This is a genomic window from Pyrinomonadaceae bacterium (assembly GCA_036277115.1).
GTDB lineage: Bacteria > Acidobacteriota > Blastocatellia > Pyrinomonadales > Pyrinomonadaceae > UBA11740.
The window spans coordinates 310,686-322,040 of the sequence record DASUNM010000027.1 but is presented as its reverse complement, the minus strand read 5'-3'; the positions used below and the strand labels follow the sequence as shown (position 1 = coordinate 322,040).

At 56.4% G+C, this 11,355-nt stretch carries 10 protein-coding genes; 3 read left to right on the top strand and 7 right to left on the bottom strand.

Annotated features, from left to right (window positions below; genetic code table 11):
- Positions 1 to 82: 82 nt before the first annotated feature.
- From ribB to VFX97_17795, 5 genes are all read right to left on the bottom strand, one after another.
- Positions 83 to 1,273: a 3,4-dihydroxy-2-butanone-4-phosphate synthase gene (gene ribB / locus VFX97_17815; protein ID HEX5705060.1), complete on the bottom strand. Its 1,191-nt coding sequence runs from the start codon at positions 1,271 to 1,273 to the stop codon at positions 83 to 85.
- A gap of 248 nt (positions 1,274 to 1,521) precedes the next feature.
- Entirely contained in the window at positions 1,522 to 1,953 is a 432-nt protein-coding gene (locus tag VFX97_17810) for a hypothetical protein (protein ID HEX5705059.1), read from the bottom strand.
- A 29-nt stretch (positions 1,954 to 1,982) separates the two neighbouring features.
- A complete protein-coding gene (locus tag VFX97_17805; protein ID HEX5705058.1) occupies positions 1,983 to 2,612 on the bottom strand; it encodes a riboflavin synthase in 630 nt (209 codons plus the stop codon).
- A gap of 145 nt (positions 2,613 to 2,757) precedes the next feature.
- Positions 2,758 to 3,432, bottom strand: a complete 675-nt coding sequence (cmk, locus tag VFX97_17800) for a (d)CMP kinase (GenBank protein ID HEX5705057.1) — start codon at positions 3,430 to 3,432, stop codon at positions 2,758 to 2,760.
- A 122-nt stretch (positions 3,433 to 3,554) separates the two neighbouring features.
- The gene (locus VFX97_17795) at positions 3,555 to 5,324 is read right to left on the bottom strand and encodes a hypothetical protein (GenBank protein ID HEX5705056.1); all 1,770 of its coding nucleotides are present in this window, start codon (positions 5,322 to 5,324) and stop codon (positions 3,555 to 3,557) included.
- A 311-nt stretch (positions 5,325 to 5,635) separates the two neighbouring features.
- Here VFX97_17795 and mqnC point away from each other — a divergent pair, with 311 nt between their 5' ends.
- On the top strand, positions 5,636 to 6,790 hold the full coding sequence (gene mqnC / locus VFX97_17790; protein HEX5705055.1) for a cyclic dehypoxanthinyl futalosine synthase: 1,155 nt from the start codon (positions 5,636 to 5,638) through the stop codon (positions 6,788 to 6,790).
- 48 nt (positions 6,791 to 6,838) lie between these two features.
- On the opposite strand, the gene VFX97_17785 is transcribed toward mqnC, so the two are convergent.
- The gene (locus VFX97_17785) at positions 6,839 to 7,354 is read right to left on the bottom strand and encodes a YkvA family protein (GenBank protein ID HEX5705054.1); all 516 of its coding nucleotides are present in this window, start codon (positions 7,352 to 7,354) and stop codon (positions 6,839 to 6,841) included.
- Between the two features lie 200 nt (positions 7,355 to 7,554).
- Here VFX97_17785 and pta point away from each other — a divergent pair, with 200 nt between their 5' ends.
- Together pta and VFX97_17775 are read left to right on the top strand one after the other, a co-directional pair.
- Positions 7,555 to 8,565 (top strand): phosphate acetyltransferase, encoded by a 1,011-nt coding sequence (gene pta, locus VFX97_17780; protein HEX5705053.1) that lies wholly within the window; start codon positions 7,555 to 7,557, stop codon positions 8,563 to 8,565.
- Between the two features lie 76 nt (positions 8,566 to 8,641).
- Entirely contained in the window at positions 8,642 to 9,781 is a 1,140-nt protein-coding gene (locus VFX97_17775) for a VWA domain-containing protein (protein ID HEX5705052.1), read from the top strand.
- Positions 9,782 to 9,942: 161 nt separating this feature from the next.
- Here the strand turns inward: VFX97_17775 and VFX97_17770 are convergent, their stop codons facing one another.
- Complete coding sequence (locus VFX97_17770) at positions 9,943 to 11,187, bottom strand: M20/M25/M40 family metallo-hydrolase (GenBank protein ID HEX5705051.1); 1,245 nt, start codon at positions 11,185 to 11,187, stop codon at positions 9,943 to 9,945.
- Between the last annotated feature and the right edge of the window lie 168 nt (positions 11,188 to 11,355).

The following is an 11,355-nucleotide window of genomic DNA, read 5'->3' as shown; positions in this document are numbered from 1 at the left end:
ATAGTCTGAACTCTGATCTCCAACATCTGACGTCTGTCTTTTCAAACTGAAATCGGGGGGATTTCAAGAACGTAGCATAGACTTAGTCTGTGCTCTTCGCCACCAAATCCGCAATTGAACTCAGCGCCGACTCATTTGTCGCGGGAGAGCCGAGCGGCACGTTACCGACCACTTCCAATTCAAAACCTTCGATCGCGGAAATCTTCGGGGGGTGATTTGTCAGGAGAAGAATCCTCCGCAGACCGAGTTCATGCAGAATCTGCGCGCCGATGCCGTAATCGCGATTAAGGCCGTAGCCCGTTTCAGCGCTCGCTTCACGTTTGCTGGCGCCGCGCTCCTGCATCAGCGCATAGGTGCGCAACTGGTGAATCAGATCGAGGCCGTGCTCGCTTTGCCGCAGGTAAAGCACGACACCCTGGCCCGCTTCCGCAATTTTTTCCAACGCGCGACGCAGCTGGTAACCGGTGTCGTCTATCGTCGAGCCGAACATGTCGCAGGTTACGTTTTCAGTGTGCACGCGCACCATCACCGGATCGTCGGTGCGCACGTCGCCCATCACCATCGCCAGATGCACGTCGCCGTTGATTGTGTTCTCGAAAGCGATGGCCCGAAATTTTCCGTAAACCGTCGGCAGATCAGTTTCGACGGCGCGTCGCACAAGCACTTCTTTTTGAATTCGATAACGAACCAGGTCGGCAACGGTGATGATCTTCAGACCGTGTGTGACGGCGAAGTCCTTGAGTTGGGGCAGACGCGCCATCGTGCCGTCTTCGTTCATGATTTCGCAGATGACGCCGGCGGGATAAAGACCGGCAATACGCGCGATGTCCACGGCCGCTTCCGTCTGGCCGGGGCGCACGAGCACGCCGCCTTTCTTCGCGCGGAGCGGAAACACATGGCCCGGTCGCGCCAGGTCCTGCGGCTTCGTACGCGAATCGACGGCCGTCAAAATCGTCGTCGCGCGATCGGCAGCGGAGATACCGGTGGTCACGCCACGGCGAGCTTCGATTGAAACCGTGAACGCAGTCCCGAGAAAAGAAGTGTTGTCGGCAACCTGCGGCGCCAGATGTAATTCGTCACAGCGATCTTCGGTCAGCGGCAGACAGATCAGACCGCGCGCGTGTCGCGCCATAAAGTTGATGACTTCAGGAGTGACTTTCTCAGCCGCACAGACCAGATCGCCTTCATTCTCGCGGTCTTCATCATCCACGATGATGACCATTCGCCCTTCGCGAATGTCGGCAGCGGCGTCGGGAATGGAAGCAAAAGACATTTCTGAACTCGGTAATCGGGAACCTGAGACTCGGGTTGGAATATGTTAACGCGTCACGCTGGTGTTTGGCGACTTACGAGCCTATTTCATTCACACCTCGCTTCAGCGAGGTGATCGGCCTGGCGCCTTTTTGTTAACGGTTTCAACCGTTTCCCCAAAAAGCCGTTGAAACGGTAACTATACGCTCGACTGATCGCCTAGAAGGCTTGATGCGAAGCACGCTCCCGCCGCTCCAGTCCAACGATTTGTTAGGCGACATTGGCCCACTCGACTTCAAGCTCCCTCATGACTCCTTTGGGCAATGACGGCTGCTGTTCCGGGGTTGGACGAAAAACACCACGCGCGCGGTGTCGCGACCCAGAAGCATTTTCAAGGGATCCTTTGATGATTTCCTCTAGTTCAGCGTACCGTGCGTTTTGGCCTGGCAACGCCGGATGTGTTGAGTCCACGATCTCCCCACGCAGGTTCGCGCGCTCCCAACGGAGGAAAATCTCATGCTGCTCGAGTGCAAGCGTAAGCGTCTCATTGGTGATTGGTGTCAGAACGAATGTACTGCCGTAGTTACCTTTTTCATGGTCCCATTCGCACTCATAATGATGTGGACGCCCGCAATAGTTCGCGATTCCTGAATGAGGCCCATCGTAGTAATCGTTGACCGTGAAGACTCGCTCGAATACCATGGTCTATCGCTTTATCCGTTTCATTCGGCTCATTCCGTCGCACCCCTAGTGCCGTCACCTCGCTGAAGCGAGGTGTTACTGAGAATTCGCTCGACATACTTCGCAATCACGTCGGCTTCGAGATTGACCGCGTCGCCTGGCTGCAGATGCGGAAAGTTTGTGAGCTCGAGCGTCTTTGGAATCACGGCGATGTCGAAGTGTTCGTCCGTCAGATTCGCAATCGTGAGACTGATGCCCTCGACTGCGACAGAGCCTTTCAAGACAAGATAACGGGCAATCTCTTTCGGATACGCGAATCGGAACGTCCACGAATCGCCGTGATTCTCTGAAGCTAGAAACTCTCCGCGTGCATCCACATGGCCCTGGACGATATGGCCCCCGAGTCGTGTGGCCGGCGTCACCGCGCGTTCGAGATTGACCGGCGAGCCGGCTTGCAGGTTGCCAAGCGTCGAGCGGAACAGCGTCTCTTTCGAGACGTCAGCGGCAAATGAATCGGGCGCCACCTCGAGCGCCGTCAAACAAACTCCATTCACGGAAATCGAATCGCCATCATGCGAACCTTCGGTAACCGCGCGCGCTTCAATCACGATGCGCGCGTCTTCGCCGCGACGTTCGATTTCACGCACGCGACCGAGCTCTTCAATGATTCCGGTGAACATCCTGAAATTTTAGATTTGCGATTGCCGATTGGTGTTCAGCGCAAGATGCGCACTATCAGAATCACGAGCAACGCCAACGCGAGAGGTGCCAGCGAGAAGGCGATCGTCCAGAGCGCTTCTTTCTTGAACGTGAACGTTGAAATCTTCATCCCGCCGTCCTTTCCCTCACAATCACCAACATCTTCTGAAACACGTCGTCAATCGACATGCCGCTGGAATCCACAATGATGGCGTCTTCAGCCGCTACCAATGGCGAGTCGGCGCGCGTCGTATCGCGGCGGTCGCGTTCGGTAATGTCGGCCAGCGTCTGTTCGTAGGTCGCGGCCGGATTGTGTTCGCGCTCTTCAGCGAGCCGGCGTTGCGCCCTTTCTTCGATGGCCGCATCAAGAAAAAACTTTACGTCGGCGTTGGGAAAAACGACCGTGCCGATGTCGCGGCCATTCATCACCGCACCGCGCTCACCCATCGCGCGCTGCCGTAAGACCATGGCGCGACGTACGGCCGGAATTGTCGAGACGATCGAAGAAGTGTGCGTCACATCTTCGTCGCGAATCCGGTCGGACACATCCCGCCCGTCGAGCGTCACCTTCAGCGAATCAGGTTCACCCGCGAGATCGATATCAACCCGTTCGGCCAACGCGCTGACGGCGACGTCGTCCGCCGCGTTCAATGCTGTTTCAATGACCGCCAGCGCCACCGCTCGATACATTGAGCCGGTATCGATGTAAAGCAGACCGAGCTCGCGCGCGAGCATCCGTCCAAGCGTGGACTTGCCTGAACCTGACGGGCCATCAATGGCGATGATCAGCGGTCGCGACATTTGCCAGCAGAATACTATTCGCAGCTTCTGCGGTCGACAACCTTATCCGGTGATTTCCGATGGATGAGCGGTCGTATGAGAGCTTCCGCTCCCGCTCACCGGTGGTCTGGGATCAGTCACGGTCAATTCATTATGTGGCTTCGCAACATGGTTGGCCCATTGAAACGTTGGTCCGCGGATCCACCAGTCAGTACTACCTGGGCGATATCGATTTGGATCATGATGCGGATTTCCGGCCGGTCTATCTGCGCGACAAACGAGAGCGCTCGATCGAAGTCAATCCGGCCGAGAACGGTGAGGATTTGGTTTAGTCTGCTCACGATCATTCCCAGATTATTCACGCCCGGCATTTCCCATTCGCCGTCTTTCAAATAGCGAAAATCTATTCCGTCCAGAACAGCAGCCGCTGCCAACAACTCATTCAACCGAATGATCAACGGCTGAACAATGGCAAAGGCTTGATCGGGGTCCAGCGCTGCGTAGGCCTGGGCCAGACGCAGTTGGGCCTTCACTTGCTCTGCGGACGACGGCGTCGCCGTGACCAGAATCTTTCCGTCATTCAACAGCTCGAGCGCTTCGGTTTTCTTATTGTTAGCGGCAAGTGAATTCGCGATTTGCGCTATTAATTCTACTTTTCGCGTTACCGTTCGCGCTTTCTCAATCAAAGCGCGCGCGGAGGTCAGCTGGTCGTCGCCCTTCAGATTTCTCGCATTGTGCGCCTCGAGCTGATCAAGCATCTGCCGGCGTTGAAACAGATCCGGGATCATCTCGATGATTTCTTTCGCACGAGTCACGTCGCCGCTGGTCAATGCTTTCCCAGCCGCATGCTGATAGGCCATAGTCTTGAATTCAGATGGTTGCTTTTCAGCCAACGCCAGGATGTCGTCGAGGCTTGCCGTCTGGCTGAGACGACTTAGCTCCTTATACATTTGCATGCCGGGATCGAGTGTGCGTTCCACCGTTCGCATCCAGGTACGGAGGTCTGTGGTGCGAGAAGCGGCATACTTCTCAACCAGCGGCATCAGCCCGTCCAGTTGGTGATAAAAGTTTTGCGCCATGTTGATGCCGCTCTGCGTTTCGCGATTAAGACTGAATAACGAAGAAAGCACCATCGTGAAGAGATCCCGAAACGTCTGTTCATCCGCTTGCGGTGGCTGGAACGAACTTAAAAGGTGTAAAGCATAATTTGCCGGATCTGAATTCTTACCAAGGTCCTCGCTCTTCAAACGGGCGACTATTTCGCCATAGAAACCTTGCGCCGACTTAACGTCCTTCTGCGCAAGTTGCGACAACAACGAAGTGAGGTTCCAGGTCACACCGCGCGACAGACTGGCCCGTGCAATTTTTAGCGCGAGTTCCGGATTCTTCGCGACAATGAAATTCGCAAGCGTAAGCTCAAGGTTGGATTCTTGCTGCGGAAGCCACTGGTGTGTGACGGTCCCGGGCAAGCGAGTTTGTCGAAGTGCAGTCAGCGCCAGTTCCGGATCGTGCGCGGCGATTCGCATCACCAAATTTTGCCTGAGCTCGTGAAACCTCGAAATCTCCTGATAACGCTCAACGTCACCAAAGTCCGTCTCAGCAATATGCGTCGCGAGTTGCGTGATCGCTCCCTTGAACAAAGCGCGCGCGCGGTTTTCATCCCTCCGCCAGAGCAAGTCCGCAATCGCGGCGGACGCGCGTATTCGGTTCGCGGCTGAGTTAAACTTGGCAGACTGGTCCGAGATAGACTCCAGCAAATCGAGTGCTTTCTTCTCAACCGCGGGATCAATTGTCGGCGAGGGCGAAGGGGCGGGCGCACTATTTGAGTGACGTTGGATCTCTTGCCCAGGTGTCGTTTGCGAAATGAGGGGAACCAGAGCGAGCAGCAGGAGCAATGCGAGTCGACGGTACATCGCTACGTCCTTTCTTATAACCGCGGCACTTGGGTTGAGAACGATGAAGCCGGGCCGAACTTGCGAACACCGGTGTTCTCATCAAATGTGAACTGACGAGTGCTTGATTCGTTGCTTTGAAGCGCCTGATAACCTCGACGTTTCCCGACGGCCACGAAAAATTGCGCTAGCTACTGGACGCCCGGCGTTTAGAATTGTTCCGTAAGTTATCAGACGAAAGCCAGGCCGGACCCAAAACAGGCTATTCTGGCTTGATCGCGACGGCCGGGAGCCGGTTGTACTATTGCCTGCCAACTAAATAGACTACAAACGTGACGACCACCGATATTCAACCGATCCTCGATCGCGCGCTCGCCGGCGTACGACTGACTACCGACGATTGCACGGCGCTGCTCGAGTCGCACGACGTCGCGAAAATAGGCGCGGCGGCGGACGAGATTCGCAAGCGCAAGCATCCCGACAACATTGTCACCTACATCATCGATCGAAACGTTAACTATACCAACGTCTGCAATGTCGTCTGCACGTTTTGCGCATTCTATCGACGGCCGGGCGCGCCCGACACCTACGTGCGCACGCTCGATGAGATTTGCGAAAAGATTGACGAGACTATCGCGCTGGGCGGCACGGGCGTTCTGATGCAGGGCGGGCTGCATCCTGATTTCGGAATTGAGTGGTATGAAGATCTGCTGCGCAACCTCAGCGCGAAGTATCCGGGCTTTCAACTGCATTGCTTCTCGCCGCCTGAGATTCACAACATCCACCTGATTACCGGTCTGGATTACGAAACGATTATGCGGCGGCTGAAGGACGCGGGACTCTATAGTCTGCCGGGCGGCGGCGCAGAGATTCTCGACGACGAAGTTCGGAAGCGCGTCGCGACAAAATGCACGACGGATGAATGGCTCGACGTGATGCGAGCTGTCCACCGAGTTGGTTTGAAATCATCGGCGACGATGATGTTCGGCATCGGTGATCGCGTGGAGCATCGCGTGCGACATTTGCAAAGGATCCGCGATGTTCAGGATGAGACGGGCGGCTTCTTCGCGTTTATTCCGTGGACGTTTCAGCGTGAAAACACCGCGCTGGGACGAAAGATTAAGGACGAGCCGACCGGAATTGATTATCTCAAGATGCTCGCCGTCTCAGTGCTGTTTCTCGACAACATTGAAAACTTCCAATCGTCGTGGCTGACGCAGGGCCTGCGTCTCGGCCAGGTCGGGTTACGCTTCGGCGCGAACGACATGGGCTCGATCATGATTGAAGAGAATGTCGTCTCGGCGGCGGGCGCGCACAATCGCGCGTCGGAAGAGATGCTGCGTTACCTGATCACCGAAGCCGGTTTCATTCCCCAGCAGCGCGACATTCTTTATCGTCACGTGTCACGCGAAGAGCGCGAAGCACGCGAGCAGACAATCACACCTCAAACGACAAACTCACGCCAATTGAAAGTAGTGGTTGCCTAGGGCGCTTTATCTCCCTCTCCCAGAGGGAGAGAAATGCCTGACCAACCTTCAGGCGGATTTCACTTCACGGATGCTGCTGCGGCGACGTTTGTGTTCGTCTTCTTCCGTCAACTGACGTTCGGGTTCGGCAACAAACAACGGCTCCATTTTAGAACCCTTAACGAGTAGGCCTGTGCCTTCGGCAGTGGGATTTACTTTGGCCGACAGGACTCGCGACACGCGCTTCGGCATCAGCGCCGGAGCAATCGCCGCGGCTGACTCCGCCAGGGCGACGATGTCACCGCCGCCACGCCAGTGCTCGCGCACGACTTTGTCATCAGTGCGCCCGATCAATCGCAGCAGCGTCAACGCGACCAGGAACAGATCGTCAATCTGCCCAAGAAACGGAATCATGTCCGGCAGAAAATCAAACGGGATAATTGCATAGATGACCGCGGCCGCGAATAACGCGCGCTCAGTGACCGGCACGCGCTTATCAACCATCAGACGTCCCGACAGGGCAATCATGTTTGGGAGGAACATGAGCAGGTTCTTCATGCGGCTTTTAAGTTTAAGTTTGGACATGGTCGTTAGTTGTGATTAGTCGGTAGTTAGTTGTCAGTGGTCAGTTGCAAATACGTCTTCATTCGTTTCGCGGTTCTGTTGCTCACAAAAGTCTAATTGACCGCTCTGCGCCCCGCAACCTTTCAGCCTCTGCGGACTCATGATAGATTTCGAACGCCTTTTGATCACTGACCACTGACAACTGACCACCGACAGTAACCGTGTCCATTCTCGATCAAATCCGCCAACGTGCTGCTTCTGATCCGCAACACATCGTGTTGCCGGAAGGCGAAGATCCACGGACATTAATCGCGGCCGGCGCCGCGGCGCGACAACGTCTGGCGCGCATTACCGTGCTGGGATCGGAAGACAAGCTGCGCGAGGCGGCGCGACAGTCAGGCGCCGACCTGGGCGGCGTCGAGGTGATCGATCACCAGCGCGCGGGCGACCTCGACAAGATGGTGTCGTTACTGTACGACGCGCGCCGCGCGAAGGGCATGACGCTCGACGAAGCCCGCACTGCTTTACGCGATCCGCTCTACTACGGAAACCTGATGGTGCGCGCCGGACGCGCGGACGGTTCAGTCGCGGGCGCGACGAACACCACCTCGCACACTGTGCGCGCCGCGCTGCACTGTATCGGTGTGCGGCCGGGCTACAAGCTGGTGTCGAGTTTTTTCTTGATGGCCCTGCGCGACGATAGCATCGGTCACAACGGCGCCATGATCTACGCCGACTGCGGCGTCGTGATCGAGCCGAGCGCCGCCGAACTCGCCGAAATCGCCATTGCCTCAGCTGATTCCTGCCGCGCCTTAATTGGCGCCGAGCCTCGCGTCGCGATGCTGTCGTTTTCAACTAAAGGCAGCGCGAAACACAAACTGATCGACAAAGTCGTCGAAGCGACGCGGACCGTTCGCGCGCGCGCGCCGCAAATCGAGATTGACGGCGAGCTCCAGGCCGACGCCGCGCTCGTGGCGGCCATTGGTCAATCGAAGGCGCCTGGCTCGCCGGTCGCGGGCCGCGCCAATGTGCTCATCTTTCCTGACCTACAGGCGGGCAACATCGCTTACAAATTGACTGAGCGTCTGGCCGGGGCGACAGCTATTGGCCCGATTTTGCAGGGCTTGGACCGTCCTGCGAACGATCTTTCCCGCGGCTGCAAACCGGAAGATATCGTGGACGCCATCGCCATTACTGCGGTTCAAGCTCAGGCGAGAAAATCAGGCGGTTGAGTTTCGGAAGGCAACGTCCCGGCCGCCGCGCACGCATCAAACCCTCGCACACCTTCACCAGTTAGAGGAGAACAATTTGCGCCGCACTTTATTTATTATTCTTGGTTTGACGCTGCTGATTTCTGCTGCCGCCATCGCACCAGCTCAAACTGCGAAGCCATCGCCAACGCCGACCCCCGAAGATAAAGAAGGCCAGGACCCGGTCAAAGTTTTCACTGAGGAAGTCCGTCTGCCGGTTGTCGCCACCGACAATGCAGGCCATTTGGACGCCGGGCTTGAAATTGATGACGTGCTGGTTTTGGAAGACGGCAAGCCGCAACAGATCCGAAGCGTGCGGCATATTCCCGCGAACGTTTTACTGCTGGTCGATACGGGTGGCGGTGATCTCGGCGGCGTGGGTGGAATGGCCAAGAAGACGAGTCTGACACGCGATGTCGCTTTGCGTGTGTTGTCGCTGATGCGGAAAGGGGATGCTATTGCGCTCCTCCAATCGGGAGATCGCCCCGACGTTTTGCAGACGTGGACAGACGATCGCAATCAAGTCGCGCAGATCCTGAAGTGGAAGTTGTTTTCCGCGAAGCGCTCCAGGATTTTCGAGTCGATGGTCAAAGCAGCAGAACTGCTTTCCGATCGGCCGGAAGGCAGCCGTCACGTCGTCTTAATTACGGATGGGGTGCAAACGCCGGGTGGCAAAATTCAATTTGCCGACGCCGTCAAGCAGCTAACTGCGGCGCGCGCGACAATTCATATCATCAGTTACACGACACTTGTCCGCCAGAAAGACCCAAACCAGAAATCGAATGTGACCATCGGTCAGCGCCCTAACTCGGAGAATCCTGTTGTGGCGCACGATCCCACACTGCCGCCCGGCTCGACGCGCTCGCCATCCTTCGGCGTCGCCATCCGGTTTGATCCCGCGATGAAGCGTCGCCGCAAAGCCTACGAAGCCGAAGCAGTTAACAGTGAGAAGTGGCTGACGGAATTAGCCGCGGAAACTGGCGGCAGTATTTTTCTGCCCATGGCCCCTGAAGAGATGTTAGCGAAGGCGGAAAACGTCGCGCGGGAAATCGGCGCCGAGTTTGTCGTGACGTATCGCCCGACAAAACCGCTCGCCGAAGCCAAACCCGGCGAATACCGGCAGATTGAAGTCGCTTCCCGCCGCGTCGGCCTCTATCTGCGCAGCCGCCGCGGGTACTTTGTGCCGGAGCAGAAGTGAAGGGTCATGACGAACTGATGGGAGCGCATTCCGAAACGAGCGATTATCCAAGCTCCGCTAGGAGGGAAATGTTCTGTCGCCCATAAATGGGTTCTAATTATTTTACGAACTCAATTCTATAAACATTTTGTCCCTACGGGACTTGAAAGCTGTCGCGACGGCTAGTTACTCCCCCCTAGCGCCAACTCCAACAACAAAATCTTTTTAATCCCTTTGTAGAGCGGTTCGATTTCGCAGTTCTCTGTCAGCGCGTGCGTCTCTTCACATGGACCGGCGCCGGTTGAGATCGAAGAGATGCCTGCGATTAGAACCGGACTGGAATTGTTTGAGCCGGCGTTCGTAATGGGCGGGTCGAATCCCATCACGCGATGCACGGCTTCGGACATGCGCACGAGATAAGACTCGCGGTGTCCGGGAATCGAAGCCGCCTGTGATTTCGAGATCACTTCGGTCTTAACGGTCATTCCTTCGCGCGCAGCCTCTTCGTTGAGAATCGTTTGAATCTGCTTCTCGAGATCGGCGAGCACGTCGTTGCTCGTTGAGCGCAGGTCAACGGTAAAGTACGCATCCGCAGCCTTCGCGTTGACGACTTCAGCGCCGCCCAGCATGCCGATATTCAGATTCGACGAAGGGTTCGTCGGGACTTTCAACTGATAAATGCGATCGATCGCGCGGGCCAGCGGCAGCGTCGCTGAATACGGTGGCGTGCGCGATCGCGTGTGCCCGCCCGGGCCAATGAAATGATGCCGGTACCAGTTGATGCCGATGCCGGCGTAGGTGAAACCTTCGTAACCGCCGTCGAGCGCGATGTAGTGATCCACCTTGCCTTTGTTATCTTGAATGAAAGCGTTCACGCCTTTGAAGGTGGTCTCTTCCTCGACCGTGAACACAAAGATGAGATCGCCTCTGGTTTTGATCTTCGCGTCGTTCAACGCGCGAATCGTGGCCAGCAGCGCTTCGATGTTGCGCGTGTCGTCGCCAACTCCGGGCGCATACACCTTGCCGTCGCGTACAGTCGCTTTGATTTGCAGGCCAGGCTGAAAGACTGTGTCGAGGTGCGCGTCGAAGACAATGCGCGGCCCGCCGCCCGTTCCTTTGCGCACCGCGATCAGATTGCCCGCGGAGTCGTATCGCACTTCATCGAGTTGATAACTGCGCAGAAGCTTCTCGATGTACCTGGCGCGTGGTTGTTCGTGTCCTGAAGGCGCATTGATTTCGGTAATCGCGATCCATTCCCGCAGGATGCTTTCCCTGTTGCGATCGATGTAGTCGTTAGCTGCTTTGACATCGGCTCGATTCGACAGGGTGGTCACCTGATCGATGTACTCCTGCACGGTTTTGGTTTGGGAAAACCCCGCGAACGGTAGAAGTAAGATAAAAAGCAGTGAGCGCGTCCAATTATTCATGCAAGTGTTTCTTTCATCGTCGAATATAATCCGAGCTTCGTGATTCTAAACATGAGTGAAAGATTCTGTCGCCCCTTCAGGGCTCAGACCTTTTTTGAGGTATCTCTCACGGGCTCACGCCCAGGGGCTACCTTCTGCCGCCGCTCCGCGGCTCGTTGGGTGATCGAT